The organism is Acinetobacter sp. TY1, assembly GCF_048551395.1.
Taxonomy (GTDB): Bacteria; Pseudomonadota; Gammaproteobacteria; order Pseudomonadales; family Moraxellaceae; genus Acinetobacter.
Genome location: NZ_JBLYZK010000015.1, coordinates 1 through 21,184 on the forward strand (window position 1 = coordinate 1; position 21,184 = coordinate 21,184).

The 21,184-nt window shown below is 38.3% G+C and carries 17 protein-coding genes and 1 pseudogene; 2 read left to right on the forward strand and 16 right to left on the reverse strand.

From position 1 onward, the window contains the following. Positions 1-958: 958 nt before the first annotated feature. Positions 959-1,066, reverse strand: a pseudogene (locus tag ACK2M2_RS10065) (IS1595 family transposase); the annotation flags it as partial. A gap of 281 nt (positions 1,067-1,347) precedes the next feature. On the opposite strand from ACK2M2_RS10065, the gene ACK2M2_RS10070 reads away from it, so the two are divergent. After that, entirely contained in the window at positions 1,348-2,364 is a 1,017-nt protein-coding gene (locus tag ACK2M2_RS10070; protein WP_419348027.1) for an AI-2E family transporter, read from the forward strand. Between the two features lie 112 nt (positions 2,365-2,476). Here ACK2M2_RS10070 and ACK2M2_RS10075 read toward each other — a convergent pair whose 3' ends face one another. The 15 genes from ACK2M2_RS10075 to ACK2M2_RS10145 form a co-directional block, all read right to left on the reverse strand. Beyond that, positions 2,477-4,174, reverse strand: coding sequence for an AMP-binding protein (locus ACK2M2_RS10075; protein WP_419348029.1), 1,698 nt, complete (start codon positions 4,172-4,174; stop codon positions 2,477-2,479). Positions 4,175-4,429: 255 nt separating this feature from the next. Then, positions 4,430-7,267 (reverse strand): RNA polymerase-associated protein RapA, encoded by a 2,838-nt coding sequence (gene rapA / locus ACK2M2_RS10080; protein ID WP_419348031.1) that lies wholly within the window; start codon positions 7,265-7,267, stop codon positions 4,430-4,432. A gap of 139 nt (positions 7,268-7,406) precedes the next feature. Further along, positions 7,407-8,051 (reverse strand): RluA family pseudouridine synthase, encoded by a 645-nt coding sequence (locus ACK2M2_RS10085; RefSeq protein WP_409512012.1) that lies wholly within the window; start codon positions 8,049-8,051, stop codon positions 7,407-7,409. Positions 8,052-8,336: 285 nt separating this feature from the next. Then, the gene (locus ACK2M2_RS10090) at positions 8,337-8,582 is read right to left on the reverse strand and encodes a phosphopantetheine-binding protein (protein WP_419348034.1); all 246 of its coding nucleotides are present in this window, start codon (positions 8,580-8,582) and stop codon (positions 8,337-8,339) included. Further along, positions 8,555-9,037: a hypothetical protein gene (locus tag ACK2M2_RS10095; protein WP_419348036.1), complete on the reverse strand. Its 483-nt coding sequence runs from the start codon at positions 9,035-9,037 to the stop codon at positions 8,555-8,557. The genes ACK2M2_RS10090 and ACK2M2_RS10095 overlap by 28 nt, the downstream gene beginning before the upstream one ends. Before the next feature lie 74 nt (positions 9,038-9,111). Further along, the gene (locus ACK2M2_RS10100) at positions 9,112-9,381 is read right to left on the reverse strand and encodes a hypothetical protein (protein WP_419348038.1); all 270 of its coding nucleotides are present in this window, start codon (positions 9,379-9,381) and stop codon (positions 9,112-9,114) included. 404 nt (positions 9,382-9,785) lie between these two features. Continuing rightward, positions 9,786-10,202 (reverse strand): GlcG/HbpS family heme-binding protein, encoded by a 417-nt coding sequence (locus tag ACK2M2_RS10105; RefSeq protein WP_409512015.1) that lies wholly within the window; start codon positions 10,200-10,202, stop codon positions 9,786-9,788. Positions 10,203-10,289: 87 nt separating this feature from the next. Beyond that, entirely contained in the window at positions 10,290-11,588 is a 1,299-nt protein-coding gene (gene hemL / locus ACK2M2_RS10110; protein ID WP_419348041.1) for a glutamate-1-semialdehyde 2,1-aminomutase, read from the reverse strand. Between the two features lie 42 nt (positions 11,589-11,630). Then, a complete protein-coding gene (thiE, locus tag ACK2M2_RS10115) occupies positions 11,631-12,251 on the reverse strand; it encodes a thiamine phosphate synthase (RefSeq protein ID WP_419348044.1) in 621 nt (206 codons plus the stop codon). 325 nt (positions 12,252-12,576) lie between these two features. Then, positions 12,577-13,662 (reverse strand): enoyl-CoA hydratase/isomerase family protein, encoded by a 1,086-nt coding sequence (locus tag ACK2M2_RS10120; protein ID WP_419348047.1) that lies wholly within the window; start codon positions 13,660-13,662, stop codon positions 12,577-12,579. 59 nt (positions 13,663-13,721) lie between these two features. Next, positions 13,722-14,495 carry an enoyl-CoA hydratase gene (locus ACK2M2_RS10125; protein WP_419348050.1) on the reverse strand — a complete coding sequence of 258 codons (774 nt, stop codon included), beginning with the start codon at positions 14,493-14,495 and terminating at the stop codon, positions 13,722-13,724. A gap of 120 nt (positions 14,496-14,615) precedes the next feature. Continuing rightward, complete coding sequence (locus ACK2M2_RS10130) at positions 14,616-15,749, reverse strand: acyl-CoA dehydrogenase family protein (RefSeq protein ID WP_419348053.1); 1,134 nt, start codon at positions 15,747-15,749, stop codon at positions 14,616-14,618. Between the two features lie 182 nt (positions 15,750-15,931). Beyond that, positions 15,932-17,590, reverse strand: coding sequence for an AMP-binding protein (locus tag ACK2M2_RS10135; RefSeq protein WP_419348056.1), 1,659 nt, complete (start codon positions 17,588-17,590; stop codon positions 15,932-15,934). A gap of 82 nt (positions 17,591-17,672) precedes the next feature. Further along, positions 17,673-18,551: a 3-hydroxyisobutyrate dehydrogenase gene (mmsB, locus tag ACK2M2_RS10140; RefSeq protein ID WP_409512022.1), complete on the reverse strand. Its 879-nt coding sequence runs from the start codon at positions 18,549-18,551 to the stop codon at positions 17,673-17,675. Positions 18,552-18,562: 11 nt separating this feature from the next. After that, positions 18,563-20,092 (reverse strand): CoA-acylating methylmalonate-semialdehyde dehydrogenase, encoded by a 1,530-nt coding sequence (locus ACK2M2_RS10145; RefSeq protein ID WP_419348058.1) that lies wholly within the window; start codon positions 20,090-20,092, stop codon positions 18,563-18,565. A gap of 208 nt (positions 20,093-20,300) precedes the next feature. Here ACK2M2_RS10145 and ACK2M2_RS10150 point away from each other — a divergent pair, with 208 nt between their 5' ends. Continuing rightward, entirely contained in the window at positions 20,301-21,179 is an 879-nt protein-coding gene (locus tag ACK2M2_RS10150; RefSeq protein WP_419348060.1) for a LysR family transcriptional regulator, read from the forward strand. Positions 21,180-21,184: the final 5 nt, after the last annotated feature.

The window sequence follows — 21,184 nt, forward strand, 5'->3', positions numbered from 1 at the left end:
TTCTTGCTCATGGTAAACTCCTGATGAGTGTGTTTAGTTTACCAAGTTAAAACCTCCTGTTTTTTCAGCACACATCACCCCTATGAATCTTGTTGCCTTAATGGCGAACATGAATCCTGATCAGAATTTTTGGGAAAGAATGGGAAGTTACTTACGATCATCAAAAGATTTCAGCAATTTTGAAAATTTCTTCAATTACCATATTCATCTCATAAAATATATCTGGCAAGAACAACTCAAGTTTGATGACCTAATTTCGCATCATATCGACTTTTATTTCCATGATAAAAGAACAAGCAAAGGAATATTGCTTTCAGCAGAAGAATTTAAAATATTACCGACGGGGCTTATACAACAATTTTCCATAGGTACAGAACCAGTATATACGAGCGACCATCTGCTATAAAAATCTCGTCTTAGCTTTTCCCAAATTATAAAGTCTACCTTTACAACTCAACTAGATTAAGCGAGCAAAGTGACTACACTCTCTGCTACTTTTAATTTTCAACTTTACTAAGAGAATGAGCAAACTTAGCCCCCGAAGCGAACTTCAATAGCGTACGAATGAAGTAACTACCTAGCACAGTTTTAGTACTTCCCTCTTTTTAATCATTTTTATAAAAGGTCTAAGAAGCTAAAGAGGATTTTCCGAAGTAATTTAAGAAAATTGAGATACAAATTACTATGCCGATGATTGAAGCGATACGCTAATAATCCTTTATTATGTAGTTTTAGAGCAATCAGGTATAATTTCTGTTAGACATTACTTCCACATTTTAGTAATTCCAAACGATCATTTTTCTGCTGCGCTACATTCACGTTTGCTACAAACACCACGTTCCCCAAAGTAGGAATCATCAAATCCAACAATACCTTCAACAGATGTAAATGTTCACATACTTAGCAATTTTGTGACGATCGTTGATGAAGATGGCGTTGGTGAAAGGGACATAAATATTGGTCAATTTTGCAGTATCAGTAGCTATAAAATCCATGGAAAAAAGCGAATAATCTTCCTAAATTTTGCCTCTATGATTTTAGAACGTAAATAGTATCTATTTTTTATTTTTCATATTAGTAAGCTACTCTTTATTTTAGATAAATACACACTATAAACTCTTAATTTTTTTCATATCCCTAAAATTAAATACTTTTTAAAAATTCTACTTATATTTATCATTAAAGCATTGCCTTCGATAATAAATAACTCTCAATAAATTACCCAATCGAGTCATCAAGATGCCAAATAAAACTTTATTTTAGTTAATTTTCTAAGGTAAATTTAATCTAAAAGTCTTATGATTAAAGTTGATTTTTCAGACCTACTGCATTTACGCAAACTGAATCATGAATACACACCAAGAAAAATACAGTATTTATATTTCCTATGTTTTAATGTTCATCGTATTGATGGCATTAATTCCACTTCATTTACTCGCAAGTTTTTTTGCGGGTTTCGTCGTGTTTGAAATCATTAATAGTTTGGGGAATATTACTGAACGCTACATTGATGGGCAACGTGCGCGAATTTCAATTAGCGTGATTTTAGGTATTTTAATTATTACGTTCATCACGCTATCTATTACAGGTTTATATAGTTTTGTACAACATGATTTACAAGGTGATGGAATTACTTTGCTAAGTCAACAAGTGGATCAAACCTTACTGAAATTACAAGAAGAAATCGCTCAGTATATTCCTGGTTTTATTCCGTACACACTCAATGAATTAAAAGATCAAACCTTTGATCTTCTACGTGATAATTTATCTTTACTTAAAACTACAGGTACAGACGTTCTACACACGCTCGCAACCATGCTCATTGGAACAATTATTGGCATATTGGTTTCGCTTAATCAATTACATCCTAAACATGAATATCCAATTTTTAAACGTGCATTGATTCAACGGATTGAGAATCTTTCTATTTCTTTTAAGAATGTTGTTTTTGCTCAATTTAAAATTTCACTCATCAACACCGCACTCTTTATTATTTTTGCACATATTATATTGCCCCTCTGCGGTATTCATCTGCCTTTTGCAAAAACACTGACTATTCTTACTTTTATCTGTGGGCTCATTCCTATTGTTGGTAATCTTATTTCCAATACCATTATTGTCCTTACAGGTTTAACCATTTCAGTCACAACAGCTGGAATTACACTTATTTATTTGATTTTAATTCATAAACTCGAATATTTTATCAATGCTCGAATTATTGGCACAAAAATTCATGCCGCATCTTGGGAAGTTCTTTTAGCCATGTTGGTCTTTGAATCACTCTTTGGGTTAACAGGCTTAATTGTTGCACCCATCTTCTATGCTTATTTAAAATTAGAATTAAAAGAAGCAGGCATGATTTAACATCTTTTATTGTTACTCAATTTAAATCTAAGAATGTTTTATTCATATGCATGAAAAGCTCCCTCAGGAGCTTTTCAAGATCATTTATTTTCAATATAGATATACAATATAATCATGATTCCCAAACGACTTCCTGTTTCAGTGCCGCCCATTGGTTTAAAAATGGCTCATAATGACTTTCAATTTTATTACGCTTAATTTTTAAAGTGGGTGTCAGTAAATCATTTTCCATTGTCCAAGGCTCATTCACCACAACAAAAAAACTAATTTTTTCATGTGATTCAAGTGTCTCATTAATACTATTACGCAATAATTTCAATGAACTTTCAATCTCATTATTTTTACTATTTTCTTTTAGCTGATGACGAATTTCTTCAGGAAGCATAATAAATGCAACAGGTTGAGGCTGACTTGAACCACCTATACATACAGACTCAATAAGTTCATGATTCCCTAGTTTTTGTTCCGTTGGCACAGGCATAATATATTTCCCTTTCGAGGTTTTAAATATATCTTTAATACGCCCTGTAATTTTTAATCGACCACTCGCATCAATTTCCCCTAGATCACCTGTACGTAAAAATCCATCTTGAGTCATATCTTCTGCTGTTTTTTCAGGATTTTTATAATAGCCCAACATCGTTCCCGGACTTTTAACTAAGATCTCACCATTTTCATCAATTTTGCATTCAACCTTCGGTTGCGCATTACCCACATAGCCTGCGGCAAAGTTTCCTTCCTGAGTGACATGAGAATAACCACAATTTTCTGTCATACCATAGACCTCAAGTAACTCTAAACCCAAATTGCGATACCATAAAATAATATCAGTGGGTAAAGGGGCAGATGCCGTAAAAGCATAACGAACTTTATTTAACCCCAATTTGGTTAATAACTTCTTTTTTACAATTTTACCTAAGACTGGAATTTTAAAGAGTATCTTTTGTACATGTAATGGAATTTTTTCATTAATACCTAAATAAAACTTTGTCCATAATCTTGGTACTGAGAAAAATAATGTCGGTTGTGCACGATTCAAATCTTCAACAAAAGTTTCGATTGAATTGGCAAAATAAGCTGTAAAGCCACTTATCATTAAAGTACATTCAATAAAAATTCGCTCTGCAACATGCGCAAGCGGTAAATAAGACAGTGCTCGGTCTGCCTCTGTTACTTGATATTTCGTTTGTAATTCACGAGCACCTGCAAGCAGAGTACCAAAGCTTTGCATCACCCCTTTTGGTAATCCTGTACTTCCTGATGTATAAATAATGGTTGCCAATTGGCTTGGCTCAGGCAAAATCACTTGATCAAGTGGGGCTGTATTTTCAACAATATCATCCCACTTTGGTGCATCAAACTCTGGTGCCAAAGCCAGACAAATACAGGTTAAATGTGCTGGAATTTGGTCTTTAACTTCATTCCAACTATCTGTTTTCCCATCTAACTTACCAATAAATAATACTTTTGCATCACTATGTTCAAGCACATAAGTTGCCCCTTCGGCATTCAATGTCGGATATAAAGGAACGGAAACATGCCCTGCCATCCATATCGCTAAATCCGCCATAATCCAATGTGCACTATTTTTTCCATAGATCGCTATCGATGTGCCTTTGGGTAAGTTCAATGACAATAAGTAAGTCGCCATACAGCGAACCTGCTGTGCGACCTCCATCCAAGTATATGAAATGACTTCTCCATTGGCTAAGGGCTGTACCAATGCCTTTTTATTGGGTAAGTTTTTTTCCCAATGAAGTAAACCATGCACATGACTAATATATACATCTGCGTTTTCCGTGTTTTGCATCTCATTCTTCCTTTATTTTAAGTTTTTTAAATCCTATTTTTGTCTTTCACCTGATTTATCACAAATCTAGTGTTTTCCTATGCAAATAAAATATGACATTTGCATTATGGATAGCATAAATTTAACTACTCTGTATAGATTGTTTTTTAACCTTTTTTAATTTATTCATAGATCGATATTGAATTTTTTCTCTAAAACCAAAAAAGCTCCCGAAGGAGCTTTTTATGCATCAATGAATTTAATTAAATTCGTTTATTATGGCTTAACTACAACTAAAACTTGAATCGCTTCAGGGGTTACAGATAGACCTTCAAGTAAACCTAAACCTTCTTTCTGCAATTTTTGTAAACGTGTAATTTCATCTTCACGAATACTTGAGTTGAACTGTTTCAAGTACGTTAAACGGTCAATTTCATATTGCCATTTACTGCCATACATTTCTTTGGCTTGTTCTTTCAATTGTGGCAATGCACTTTTTGCGATGTCGAGTGCTTGCGCATAACGCTGTTCAATCACATCACGGCGCGCTTTAACAACTTGACGGCAACTGTTGCTGTCTAAATGACTAACATAAGGCGATAAAATTTCAGGGCTCAATTTTGTTGAAATATCTTGACCTGTCTCAGTCAATAACACTCGAATCAATTGTGTTGGCAAGCTTGAAGGCAAGTTCAAAGCTTTTGGTGCAACCACATCCACTTTAAACCACACTTCAAGCAAGACTGAACCTTGTTTTAAAGCATTGGTTTTTAAAATTGCAACATTGGTACTACCGAAAGATTGAGTGCGGATCATTTCCATTACGCTTTCAGTAAATGGATGCTCCAAAGTCAAATATTCTGCATCTTCACGAATTTGAGCTTGGTCACGATAAAACGTTACAGTCATACCATCTTCATCAAGATCAAGTCCTTGAACTTGCATTTGATCAGTTGGTTTAATGATGACCGTACCGTTACTTTGCTCATCAAAATCGATATTGGTCGATGCCATGAAACGCTTCATGAACATTGGCAATAAAGTATTGTCATCATAGTCTTCAAGTGCAGTCACAATTTCTTGTGCAACGATTGGACGACAAGAATTGTATTCGAGTAAACGGTCACGGCCTTCTTGCAATTCATTTTCAAGTGCTTGGCGTTGTACATTCACTGCTTCAAGCAATTCTTCAAATGCTTGACCTTTATCGGTAAGTAAACAATCTTTTAAATCAACAATAAAGTTTTCTTGTAGCGTTTGTGCTGTCGGTGAAATGCTACTGAAAATATTTAACGCTTCATTGTACCAACGGAACATACGCTCTTGCGCCGTACCCACCAAGTATGGCACATGAATTTGAATACGATTTTCTTGGCCAATACGATCTAAACGACCAATACGTTGTTCAAGCACATCAGGGTTGGCAGGTAAATCAAACAATACAAGATCAGATGCAAATTGGAAATTACGACCTTCTGAACCAATTTCAGAACACAGTAAAATCTGTGCACCATAGCTATCTTCTGCAAAATATGCAGCCGCTTGGTCACGCTCAAGTAAACTCATACCTTCATGGAACATTGCAGTACGAATACCCGCATGAATACGTAATGCACTTTCCAATGCTTCAACCACAGGACCACTACGTGCAATCAACAACACTTTCTTGTGTTTTAAATCGGTACGTAATTTTTCCATCAACCAGTTAACACGTGGATCTGTTTCCATCCACGAGCCATCAAGTTGTGTTTCTTCAGGCCACATTTGTTCACGTAATTTACCATCTTTTGACCAATTTTCAGGTGCAGGTAATGGCGCAGGTTGACAGTCACGACCAGGGAAACCTTGAATCGCTTCACGAGTATTACGGAACAATACACGCCCTGTACCATGACGGTCTAACAACTCATGAATGGCGCGGAAGCGCTGTTCGGGTTCATCGGTAATTGGATGACCTAATAATTGTTCAACAGCAGCCAAATGCTCAGCTTCAAGCGGGAAGTCAGACATCAACACTTCTGCAATTTTTGCAGTGTGATGATATTTTTCTTCTTCATCCAAGAAACGATCTAAAGAATTAAAACGTTGCGGATCAAGTAAACGTAAACGTGCAAAATGACTTTCTACACCCAATTGTTCAGGTGTTGCAGTTAATAACAATACGCCTGGCGTTTTTTCTGCAAGTTCTTCAACAAGGTCGTAACGATCGTTACCACCGTCTTCTTCACTCCACATCAAATGATGTGCTTCATCGACTACCAAAAGATCAAAACCGGCTTCAACAGCTTGTTCACGTAGGTCTTCATGGTCAATCATCAAATCGACCGAAGCAATAATACATTGTTCTGTTAAGAATGGATTGAGCTCAGGATCATGTTCTTTGATTGCCGCAGTACGAGTCAAATCAAACAATGAGAAGTTCAAATTGAAACGACGACGCATTTCAATCATCCACTGATATTGTAATGAATCTGGTACTAAAATCAGGATGCGTTCAGAACGACCTGTTTTGAGTTGCTGATGAATAATTAAACCAGCTTCAATCGTTTTACCTAAACCCACTTCATCGGCAAGTAAAACACGTGGCGCAAAACGTTTGCCAACTTCATGTGCAATATAGAACTGATGTGGAATCAAGCCAACACGAGCACCAATCATGCCTCGTAATGGACTATTTTGCATATTGGCTTGCATTTGCATTGCTTCAATACGCAAGTCATACCATTCTTTATAATCAATTTGACTTGCAAGAATACGGTCTAGCGGTTTAGACAACTGAATGGTCGCGCCAATACGGGTTTCATTTAAAGACTTACGTTCTTGCGTACCATCTTCAAGGGTACGAATCACATCATAACGTAATACACCATTACGGTCTTCTACATGTTCTACCGTCCAACTTGTTCCATCTTGATCGTGCAAGGTGTCATTGACGTTAAAAACAATTCGAGATAATGGTGCATTATTACGTGCATAGACACGTGTTTCATCACTTTTTGGGAATAAAATACTGATTGAACGTTCATCAACATCAATCAGCACCCCCAAACCAAGTTCAGTTTCTGTATCTGATAACCAACGTTGACCTATAGCGAATTGTTGCAATTTTTCCACCTTTATCTCAAATAGGACTGAAAATTATGGTTCAAATTAGGAGAATATTTGAACCATAATTTCATACCTTAATGCAATCTATTTTGACATAAAGCCCACCAAAAAAGGGCTTCATTTATAACTTTAAAATCGGTATGACTTAAAAAGGAACTGGACAATCAAAATGTACAGACTCCTGTGTTTCAGGATGATGAAAACTTAGCTGTGCTGCGTGTAAACACAGTCTTGGCATCAATTGTTGCTGTTCTGCTGTGGCATATAGGGTGTCGCCAATAATCGGATGACCTAGATATTGCATATGCACACGGAGTTGATGAGATCGCCCTGTAATCGGTGTCAATTCGACACGACTTACAGCTTGTCCCTGAATTTGAAAATTTTCGATCACTTTATAGTGCGTAAGCGCAGGTTTATTATGTGTAGGATCGGCAATATGTAAAGGTGGATGTTCAGGATCATAAATCACAGGCACATCAATTGTACCTTCGCCTTGAAGCGTTCCTGCAACAATCGCTTGGTAGGTTTTAGACGTTTGACGTTCTTGAAACTGACGAGAAATATTTTTTTGCCCCCAACGGCTTAAACCAAAAACCAAAATACCTGAAGTATCTCGATCAAGTCGGTGAATCAGCAGTGTTTTAGGTTCAACTTTTAATAGACGATTGATGACACAATCCTGTAATTCTTCTGTTTTTCCTGGAACGGTGAGTATACCTGGGGGTTTGTGGATGACCATAAAATCATCTTCACGATGTATCAGGTTTTCGGTTAGAAAATTACTCAAGGTTCAGTTCCGCTGATCGTAAAAACAAGCGAGCAATGATAAGAATGCTAGCCATAAATTACAATCAAAATTATCATTTTTATGCAATATATCTGCATATTTCAGCCGAATATAAAATATTCATATTTTTAGCACGTTTAATTCCGCTAATCTTCATTTCGAAATCTAATGATAAAACTCAATCGGATACTGAACTTCACTATCAATTTGCTCAAGCCAAGATACACATTGAATTATATATGCTTAAGCAAACAAAAATAATTTAACTTTATAAAAGTTAGCTAATTACTTTTTTAAAGTTTTAACTATTTTTTCTAATGTGCAATATGTGAGAAAATCTTCATAAGTTATATTTGCTCCATTGGCACGCCATAAAGCAATCAACGTGACCATTGCAACCGAATCTAAACCATAATCACGTAAATCTACCTCAGGATTGATGTCTAAAGGTGCAAGATCAAGTTGCTCCGCCACTGCCAATAAAATGCCTCGATCGGACAGAATCAGTTTTTTGGCGCACTCAAAGACCATAACCGAGTCAAAGTCGCTGTGTTTATGTGATGGATGCCTTGCCCTGTCCAAACATCCACACTTTGAATATGTTGTTCAGCAGTTGTCATCAGCACTGCATCATCCACCACACAAATTTGTTCAATCATACTCAATGCATGTTGAATCATTTGCTTCATCATTGGACTCATCTTGCCTGCAACCGTCAATTGAGCATGAGCAACAGATAAGTATTGCCCAAGTTGCATCATGCCATGTTGAGGTTCTGACTGACTTAAAAATATGATTGGAATATCGAGCGCTTGTGCTTTTTTACATAATTGATCAATCTGTTCAGCTAGTCGACTTCCATTCCATTCAATGTGTTGTTTAAGTTCATCTAGACCAACAATTAATAAAACACTGTGTGTCGATTGAACAGACCATTTGGCTTGAGTTGGTTGATATTGGATTTTCTTGGGAAATGGATAAAACATAAAACTGATTCTACTGAACCATCAAGAATGAACTCACTCTTGATGGAGATAAAAATATAAATATGTGATACAACTTAGTCATTCATCGCTACGTGAGCAGCAGCTAAAAAACTTAATTCTTCAGCATGCGAAAAAAGTAACATTTCAATATCATGATGTGTAGTCTTTCCACCTAATTTATGAGCAACGATATTCAACATGTCTAAATAATAACTATAAAATTCTTGATCATCAAACTTATCCCATTGACTCAAGGTAGGCTGAATTTTAATTTGAAAAAAATTAATTAGCGTATTTCGACCTTTAAGAGGTGGAAAATATTTTGCAGGATCAATAACCGTCAAGGCTTTTGACCAAGATGCGATTACTTTCGAGCCTTTTATAATTAGTTGTTCAGGAGAAGTTTCTGTATATTTACGCAGTGTATCTTTACTATACTATTCGCCTTTACACCACCCCAATGATAAATATATCATTCAATAATCTTGTACTTTTCATCAAATATTGTCGTAGCTAAATAAGCTTGATGTAATTTATGACGTAACTCAATATTTTGTTGATAAACATTCTGCGCTATAAGATTTAGTTGAATAGGCAAATGATCTAAACTCACTTGCCAAGTATAATTTTCATTTAAATGATCAATATTTTTTTTGAAAATGCGAATAAAGACTGATAAAGATTCATTTATTCCCCTATCGATATTGTTAAAATAAAACAACTAAAAATATTTAATTGTATAAAAAATTTATTTTACTTGCGCTAAAAAGGTCTGAATTGCCCATTGTGCAATCGCAGCATCTTCAAAAGCTTTCACCCCTGAAACACCCACTGCCCCAACCAACTGTCCATCATAAAGAATCGGCTCACCGCCTTCCAACAAACCGACAAAGTTCGAAATTGAAAGAAAACCACTACGACCATTTTTAATCATTTCTTCAAATACTTTAGATGGCTTAGTACTTAAAGCAGAACACTTGGCTTTTTCTTGGCAAATTATCGCACTAATAGGTGCTGCACCATCCATACGCTTCATTGCCAATAGATTGCCTGTTTCATCGACAATGGCAATACTGACATTAAACTGCTGCTGAATCGCATATTGATGTGCTTGATTTAGAAGAAACTCAGCATCAGATAAGGTTAAATAATATTTAGTTTTCATTTTTAAAAATTCCTTTTATATTATAAAAAAGCTCGTAGTAAACTACGAGCTAATCTTAAATTAAATCAATATATATTTAATACACTTTTATTGTATTTTAGCAAAAACTTCTTTCGCCATTGCAATGGTAAATTCAATATCTTCATCACTATGTGCAGCAGAAATAAAGCCAGCTTCAAATGCAGAAGGCGCAAGGTTCACACCACGACTAAGCATACCATGGAAGAACTTACGGAAAGCTTCTACATCACATTTCAACATTGAATCAAAACTTGTGATGTCTTGTTGATCTGTGAAATATAGACCAAACATACCACCCACTTGTTGAGTTTTAAATGCGATACCCGCTTCATCCGCAGCATTTTGTAAACCATCAAGAAGTTTAGCCAATTGCGCAGTTAGGTTTTCATAGAAACCTTCAGCACGTAGATGCTTAAACATTTCAATTCCAGCACGCATTGCCAATGGATTACCTGATAATGTCCCCGCTTGATAGACTTTACCGAGTGGCGCAATGCATTCCATCACTTCACGTTTACCACCAAAAGCACCGACTGGAAGCCCCGCACCAATAATTTTACCTAAAGTGGTTAAATCAGGTGTTACACCATAATGTGCTTGCGCACCGCCTAAACCGACACGGAAGCCTGTCATGACTTCATCAATAATAAATACTGAACCATATTCATCACATACATCACGAATCGCTTGCAAGAAACCATCAATCGGTTTCACTAGATTCATGTTCCCTGCAACAGGCTCGACGATTACGCCTGCAATCTCTGAACCAAATTTGGCAAAGCATTCCTTTAATGTCGCAATATCATTGTATGGAAGCGTTAAAGTGTGCTTAGCAAAATCTGCGGGTACACCTGCAGAAGTTGCCTCACCTTCACCATTCGTCAATAAACCTGAACCAGCTTTCACCAAAAGCGAATCTGAATGACCATGATAACAGCCTTCAAATTTTACAATTTTGTCACGACCTGTATAACCACGCGCTAAACGAATAGCAGTCATGGTCGCTTCTGTACCTGAGTTGGTCATACGCACCAATTCAATTGAAGGCATAATTTCACAAATCGTATCGGCAAGCGTAGTTTCATGTACCGTTGGCGCACCAAAACTTAGACCATCAACAGCCGCTTCTTGCACCGCTTTGATAATTGCAGGATGCGCATGACCTAAAATCATCGGCCCCCAAGAACCAACATAGTCGACATAACGTTTACCATCAACATCATACAAATATGCGCCTTTGGCTTTTTCAATAAACACGGGCGTACCACCCACACCATTAAACGCACGTACAGGTGAATTCACGCCACCTGGAATATGTTTACTTGCTTGTTTAAATAATTGTTCTTGCTTTGGAGATAAGCTCATCAATCTACTCAACTAAAATTCAATACAAAATAAAAATAGCGTTTAAGCGGTTGCTTTAAAAAGCTCAGACCACTCATCAATGCGTTCAGGAATATGATTCATTGGGCGACCTAGAATATCGCTAACCACAGCGCATAAGTCCGCACCTGATTCAATCACTAATTGTGAATTTTCTACCGTTAAACCACCAATCGCGCAAATTGGCACATTCAATTTGGCTTTAGCAAGTTGCAACGTTTCTAAACCAATGTTGCCTGCTTCAGGTTTGGTATCGGTAGCATAAATTGCACCAAATGCCACATAATTTGCACCATCTGCAATGGCTTGTTCGGCCAATTCAAGTGAATTATTACAGCTACGACCAATCAAAACTTTTTTTGGTAAACGTGCAACTGCATCTACAATTGAGCCATCATCTTGCCCTAAATGTACACCTACACCGTATTTTACCGCCAACTCTAGATCGTCATTAATCACGAAAGGCACTTTATATTCAGCACATAAGGCTTTCATATATTCCACTTCATAAATTTGATCTTCTTTTGCCACTTTTTTACGACGATATTGCAATACTGCAACGCCACCATTGGCAAAAGCACCTTCTAACTTGGCAAGTAAAACTTCTAAAGGATCATCATTGGTAATGAGGTATAAACCACGCATTGTCTTTCCACAGCTCAATTTCATGCTCTGAGTATACCGTTACCGACTTGAAAATGGGGGCATTTCCTCGATTTTCTATTAGCCGATCTACAAATAGAAACCTTTCCAAACATGAAAATAAAAATTGCAATAAAAACAACCCAAACAAAAAATTTGCTTGGGTTATTCGATCAATCTGAAATATTCATAGACTTACTTTACAAAGTCTTATATCAAAAATTTAAATTTTGCACTATATATGGCTCAAACAGTACGGATGACACTAACATGTATCCAAACACATTGAATGGCAAAATATAATTTTCATGTGACTGCGTAATATCGGTCATTCAACATGTTCAACCAGTTGTTTCTGTCCAACTGTGAAAACCGTGGCTAACTTTTTTTCAAAAGCAGTGTTATCCGTTTTCCATTGTGGATTTTTGTCTTTATCTATCAAAAGTGCACGGACACCTTCAATGAAATCACCCTGTTCTAGCCAGATGTCCTGCACATCACGTTCAAGCTTCATACATTTTTCAAGCGATAGACTTTGCCCAATTTGTTGTAATTTCAAGCTTGTTTGCATTGCCATTTTTGGACGTTGTTGAATGGCATGTAAAGTTTTTTGTGCCCATTCGATGTCATTAGGATATTTTTCATCAGCAAGACTTTTTTCAATTTCATCAAGCGTAGCAAAACCAAAATGCTTATTTAAACGCTCTGCCATGGCTTGCAGTTGACTAGGAGCAGGGTCGGTAATAAAGCCACCAATAATTTCACGAATACGGCGCTCATTCAGTGTTTGTGCTGAGCTCAAAGCAGTTTGTAATGTAGTAAACTGTTCACTCTGCACATGATAATCAAGTAAATCTAAGTAAAGTGCATCACTGCTACTAATCTGTTCACCTGTCAATGCCATATAAACACCAACTTCATCGAGGCGTGATAAAAAGTGCGTTGCACCGACATCTGGGAAGAAACCAATAATCGTTTCAGGCATTGCAAAACGTGATTTTTCACTGCTCACCTGAATATGACAAGCTTGAGCCAAACCAAAACCGCCACCCAAAACAAAACCATCAAGCATGACAATAATCGGTTTTTTATACTGTCGAATGTATTCGAGCAATGCATATTCTGCTGCAAAATAATCTCGATAATCATTTTTATCCGTTTGGAAACTATCGTACAAATAGCGAATATCACCACCTGCACAAAATGCCTTCGGACTATTTGAATGAATTAATACAGCCTGTACTTGATCTTGCTCAAGCCAAGTTTCGAGTTGTTGATAAATACCTTGCACCATCTCTAAAGACAAAGCATTCAAATGCTTCACTCGATCAAGGGCGATCATGCCTAACTGCCCCTGAATTTGAATACTTAAATCATGTTCTGATTTTGCTTCATGTTGTGTCTGAGCGTTCATAATTTATTCCTGACTGCATGTTGATACGTTCATTTTTAATTTTTATCATCATTGAAACTTTACTGATGCGTAAACTTTGCTGGACGTTTCTCCACAAATGCTTGCATACCTTCTTTTTGATCAGCACCTGCAAAAATTGAATGGAATACACGGCGTTCAAAACGTAAACCTTCCGCTAAACTGACTTCAAATGAACGATTAATCGATTCCTTAATCATCATGACCGCAGTCAATGATTTTTCAGCAACTTTTTCCGCAACCAATAGTGTTTGTTCAAGCAGTTCTTCTTTGGCAAAAATACGCGCGACTAAACCACTTTGCTCTGCTTCTTGCGCACCCATTTGCCGCGCGGTCAAACACATTTCCATGGCTTTAGCTTTACCAATCGCTTGCGTTAAACGCTGTGTACCACCCAATCCAGGTAATACGCCTAAAGTTACTTCAGGTAAGCCAAATTTTGCATTGTCTGCACAGTAAATAAAGTCACACATGAGTGCCAATTCACAACCACCGCCAAGCGCATACCCACTCACCGCGGCAATCAATGGTTTACGGCGCTGTGCAATGCGATCTGCAAGACTAAAAAAATCATCTAAATAAATTTGTGGAAAATGAAGTCCTGCCATTTCCTTAATATCCGCACCTGCGGCAAAGGCTTTTTCTGAACCTGTAATAACAATACAGCCAATGCTTGTATCACGTTCAAGCTGATCTAACGCTTGATTAACTTCTATAATCAATTGATTATTCAGTGCATTTAAAGCTTGTAGTCGGTTTAAGGTAATCAAGCCCACACCATTTTTTTGTTCAAGTATAATTGTTTGCCATTGCATAAAAATATCCTTATCTATCACTGTGTTTCTATCTATTTGAAAGCGGTTTTATTGATCTTTTATGCTGATGCCTAAGTGCTAAGCATCATATTCATTCAGTTTGATATTTTTTCAGTTTGCTTAATTCGCCATGCTACGTGCAATCACAAGACGCTGAATATCACTTGTACCTTCGTAAATTTGGCAAATACGGGCATCACGGTAAATACGCTCAATTGGGAAATCTTTTAAGTAGCCATAACCGCCAAAAATTTGTAGCGCTTGTGAGCAGACACGTTCCGTCATTTCAGATGAAAAAAGTTTCGCCATAGACGCTTCGGTTAAACATGGCTCACCTGCTTCTTTTTTACGTGCTGCAAAGTGGACTAACTGACGTGCCGCTTCAATTTCTGTTTTCATACTGGCTAAACGAAATGAAACTGCTTGTTGCTCAAAAATAGTTTTACCAAAAGCTGTACGTTCATGTGCATAACGAGTCGCTTCTTCTAATGCTGCACGTGCCAAACCCACTGCTTGCGCTGCAATACCAATACGACCGCCTTCCAAATTTGCCAAGGCAATTTTTAAACCTTCGCCCTCCGCACCTAGACGCATACTTTCGTGCACACGTACATCGGTCAATGCAATTTGACAGGTATCCGAAGCATGTAAACCTAATTTTTCTTCGACACGAATGACTTCATAACCCGTTGTATTACGTGGAATTATAAAGGCACTCATACCCTTTTTTCCTGCACTTGGGTCGGTCACGGCAAAGACAATAATCATGCCTGCATTATGCCCTGAAGTAATAAACTGCTTCGCTCCATTAATAATATAGTGATCGCCATCTTTTACCGCACGAGTTTTAATCGCTGCCGCATCTGAACCCGTATGTGGCTCTGTCAATGCAAATGCACCTATCATTTCACCGCGCGCCAAAGGCATTAAATATTCTTGCTTTTGTTCTTCCGTACCAAATTTTAAAATTGGTACGCAACCCACAGAGTTGTGTACGCTCATAATGGCTGAGGTTGCACCATCCGCTGCGGCCACTTCTTCAAGTGCCAAAACATAGGCTAAAGTCCCTGTACCCGAACCGCCCCATTCCTCAGGAACAAGCATGCCTAAAAAACCTAACTCACCCATTTTTGCCAAAGCATCTTTCGGAAATATGCCTTTTTGATCCCATTCACCTGCATTTGGCTTAATTTGTTCTTGTGCAAAACTTTTTGCCATGTCCTGAATCAGTTGTTGTTCTTCCGTTAAATGCATCGCTTTCTTCCTATAAACAAACGTCTTATTTCTAACTTGCTTAACCTTAAAATTTAAATCATTAACTTTAAATAGTGATGATTTAAAAAGATTTTACAGATGAATCTTATGATGATATGGGATTGGCTGAAATATGCCTTCAGTCCAATCCATATCCTATTTTTTGAAAATAGTCAGTCCAATTAACCTGCTTGACCCAACTGTGTTTGCTGTTTGCTGATTTCTTGATTACGCAATAAAAAACGCTGAATTTTGCCACTTGGAGTTTTTGGCAACTCACTGACAAATTCAACCAAACGTGGATAAGCATGTGCCGATAAACGCTTTTTCACAAATTGACTGAGCTCATCTTCAAGTGCCTTACTTGCTGTGGCATGATTCGATAAAATCACAAAGGCTTTAATAATTTCTGTCCGCTCAGGATCAGGTACACCCACTACAGCTGCTTCAATTACAGCATCATGTTCAAGTAAGGCACTTTCTACATCAAATGGTCCTACCCGATAACCCGATGTTGTAATGACATCATCACTACGCCCAACAAAGCTCATACTGCCATCTTCATGAATTTCAGCAGTATCACCTGTTAAATAATAATGCTTTAAGAAGGGGGATTTACGACTTTCCACATATCCTGAAAACCACATCATTGGGGACTGGCTGATATCCACCGCTAAAATTCCTGATGTATCCGCAGGCTGTTCATTACCCTGCTCATCTAATACCGCAATCCTATAACCAGGACTTGCAAAACCTGCTGATCCTGCATGTACAGGATGTGACAATGCATGATGATTACAAACCACCATTCCGACTTCAGTCTGACCATAATGGTCAAAAATTGGGGCATCTAAAACCTGTTCGAACCAGCGAATCACTTCTGGATTGAGCGGTTCACCAGCACTACTCACCACACGGAATTTACCTTTTAATGGTGCCATTTTTTCAGGTTCAGCCGCCATCATCATACGATACGCTGTTGGTGCACCTGCCAAATTGGTAATTTGATATTCCTGCACAATTTGGCAGACATTGTCGACACTAAATCCCCCCTCATAAAACAGCGTTGCATGTCCCAATAACAATGGTCCTGTTATACCGTAATACAAACCATATGCCCAACCTGGATCGGCAATATTCCAAAATGAATCGGTTTCAGTCAGTCCAATGGCATTTTTCATATAACTGCCAAAAGCGACCAATGCTTTTAATGGCACTTGCAACGGTTTTGCAGGACCTGTTGTACCTGAGGTAAACATCAATAAAAATGGATCAGAAGTTTTCATCAATACGGTTTCACACTCATCCGACTGTGCCTCAAGGACTTGCCAAAAACTCAAATCTTGCGGATATTCTGTTACCATATTTTCAACATGCACCGTTACAATAGGCGGACAATCTTGTAAATCGACCAATTTTTCCCGATTACCCAAATCGGTCACTACAAGTTTACTCCCTGCGAGTTTGAGACGATGTTCAATCGCCTTTGGACCAAAAGCAGTAAATAACGGTTGATAGACCGCACCTATACGCCATGTTGCCAAAATCGTAATCACAAGTTCAGCCGTGCGAGGTAAAAGTCCCGATACTCGATCACCAGCGTGGATGCCTTGTGATTTGAGAAAATTGGCATACTGGCTTGAATATTTTTTCAACTGTGCAAAGGTGTATTGTTCCTTACGACCATCTTTGCCGTGCCAATACAATGCGACTTTGTCCGTATCTGCATAGCGATCACAGCACTCATAACAAGCATTCAGAGCATCCAATGAACCCGACAAAACATTGTTTGCAACCGTATTTAAATCAAATGTCTGAACCGCATCCTGATAATTCAACATCTTAAGTACCTCAGTCTAAATATTGTTATTACTGATTTTTTGAGGTAGCAAATCCATGCTACCCTTTTTGCACATTAATTTTTTATGTATATTGTTGAATGATGCTCGAAAAATCTAATCGTGCAGCATCCCCTTCACTTTGTTTCTGATACATTTCTTGAACTTTAATGCCCAATGTAACTGGCTGATCAACATGCTTTGCTGCATCGACTGCGAGTCCTAAATCTTTCAACATCAGTTGTGAAGCAAAGCCATCGGTATAACCACGAGATGCTGGTGCATTTTCACAAATACCCGGCCAAGGGTTATAGATTTCTGAACTCCAACAACGACCTGTTGAACTGTTAATCACGCCTGCCAATGCTTTAGGATCAATACCCAACTTCACGCCTAGCGCCATACCTTCAGCCACCGCAGTCATTGAAATCCCTAAAATTAAGTTATTACAAATTTTAGCAACTTGACCTGTACCCACAGTACCGCAATGCACCAAATTTTTACCCATTAAACTGAGCACTGGCTTGGTTGCTTCAAAAGTCACTTCATCTGCACCGACCATAAAGGTCAATGTGCCGTCTTTTGCACCGAGTGTTCCACCTGAAACAGGTGCATCACATACTGCAATATTTTTTGTTTTGGCAATCTCTGCAATTTCTTGAATGGTTTGCGGGTCAATCGTGCTGCTATCAATACATAAACTGCCTGATTTCAAGACACTGAGCACACCGTGCTCACCCAAATATACTTCTCGAACATGCTTTGCAGCAGGTAACATCGTAATAACAATATCTGCCTGCGCGGCAGCCGCTGTCGGGCTCTCACAAATCACGCCGCCTGCATCGGCAAAATGTTTTAAAGCGACTTCACTTAAGTCATAACCAAAGACTTGTTGACCAGATTTCAACAAGTTTTGCGCCATTGAGCCACCCATATTGCCTAAACCAATGAATGCAATTTTCATATGAATGCTCCTTAGCGTAGACTAATTGTGGTATTAACAGCACCTGCGTCTTGTGAGTCTTCAAACCAACGGCTAGTGATGGTTTTAGTTTGGGTATAGAATTGTACCGCTTGTTTACCATATGGACCTAAGTCACCCAATTTCGAACCACGAGAACCCGTAAAGCTAAAGAATGGCACAGGGACAGGGATTGGAATATTAATGCCGACTTGACCAATATCAATATTGTGCTGGAATGTACGCGCCGTCATACCACTTTGGGTAAATAGACCGACACCATTACCAAATGGATTGGCATTGATCAGCTCAATGGCTTCTTCAAGAGTATCGACATGCATAATTGCAAGAACAGGACCAAAAACCTCTTCTTTATAAATGCGCATATCGGTTTTTACACCATTAAAAACAGTTGGCCCAACAAAATTACCCTGCTCATAATTCTTCACTTGAACATCACGACCATCAAGTAACAGTTCTGCACCTTGCTCTACACCGCTATTAATCAGATCAAGTACACGTGCTTTGGCTTTTTGTGAAATCACTGGTCCAACATCGGTATTCGGCTCATGTCCTGCATTGACTTTCAGTGTTTTTGTTTTTTCAACCAACTCATCGACCCATTGTTTAGACTCACCGACCATCACTGCAACAGAAAGCGCCATACAGCGTTGACCTGCTGCACCAAATGCTGCACCAACCAAAGCATTTAAGGTTTGTTCTTTATTGGCATCAGGCATCACCACAACATGGTTTTTTGCGCCCATCATCGACTGCACACGTTTACCATGTTGACCTGCAAGGTTATACACATGCGTACCCACCGCAGTTGAACCAACAAAAGAAATTGCTTTAATATCTGTGTGAGTACACAGCTTATCAACCACTTCTTTACCGCCATGTACTACATTGAGTACGCCTGCAGGAACACCCGCTTCAAGTGCAAGTTCAACCAACATCATGGTTGAAAGCGGATCTTGTTCAGATGGTTTCAAAACAAAGGTATTGCCACACACAATTGCCATTGGGAACATCCACAATGGAATCATCGCAGGGAAGTTAAATGGGGTGATCCCTGCACATACTCCAAGCGGTTGTTGTAATGTATAAGTATCTACACCACGAGCTACACCTTCAACATATTCACCCATTTGCAGTGTGCCAATTGAACATGCATGCTCAACGACTTCAAGTCCACGCTGAATATCACCTTCTGCATCTGCAAGAGTTTTACCCTGCTCAGCCGTGAGTACTTGCGCAATCGCTTTGGCATTTTGGCGAATCAAATCTTGTAGTTTCAACATGATGCGCATACGTGCTTGAATTGGTGTGTCTTTCCAACTTGCAAATGCACGTTGTGCCGATGCAATTGCAGCATTCACTTCTTCAGGTGTTGCAAATGGCACACGACCTAAAACTTCTTGCGTTGCAGGATTGATAATATCTTGCCATTGCGCGGTTTCAGACTCAACAAATTGACCATTGATGAGTAATTTTGCTGTAGTCAGATGTGCGTTTTGCTGTGGTTGATGTATAGCGTTCATGATCGCTCCATGATCCTTGTTCTTGTTGATTTTTTTGCCCGATGGCATATCTATTTTGCGTATTTTTTACTTCATTTTTACGCTGTTTCAACAGACTAACAAAGAAAACTTTGACCCACTAGCCAAATTGTTGCACGATGAATGTGCAAATTTGCACAAACCTTTTTAGTATCTAATAGATTTGATTTAACAGGACGTTAAAGCACATATGAAAGTTGATTGGGATCATTTACGCTATTTTTTAATTCTTGCACGTGCCAAAACACTCACTAATGCTGCACGAATCATGGGCGTTGAACACAGCACTGTGGCAAGACGTATTCAAGCGCTTGAGCAATCGTTAGGTATGCAACTATTTAAACGTGAAGCGACAGGTTATGAGCTTACCATTGAGGGTTTAGCACTCATTCCTCGAGTGGAACAAATGGAGCAATCTTTTTTACAAATTGAAAAGCCCAATCCACTGCAAGGACGCGTCCGAATTGGTGCACCTGAAGGTTTTGGAACAGCATTTTTAGCTCGACTTCTGGCGGAATTTTCACAGCATTATCCCTTGCTGACCATCGACCTAATTCCTGTGCCCAAAACCATTCGCTTGTCACACCGCGAAGCCGATATTGTCATTTCAATTGAACGTCCAAAATCAGGGCCTTTTATTATCACGCGACTGACCAATTACAGCCTTAAACTGTACGGTAGTCAGCAGTATTTACAGCGTAACTCGCCTATTCGCCGTGTAGAAGATTTATCGGAACATCGTTTTGTCGATTATATTGATGATTTAGTCTATAGCTCTGCGCTGTATCGCTTGGAACGTCTACCTTTGCAGTTAACCGCATGTTTTCGCAGTAACAGTATTTTAGCTCAACAAATTGCTGTCAGTGCAGGTGCAGGTTTAGCAATTTTGCCGAGATTTATTGCGGTTGATCAGCCTGAATTACAAGAAGTCTTAAGTGAGGATGTCAACTTTACCCATACGTTTTGGATGCTAACCTTGGTCGATTTGCAACATGAACCTAAAATTAAATTAGTCTGGGATTTTTTACGTAAACAAGCCGATTTACAACAGGAATTATTGATGGGCTAAAGAAA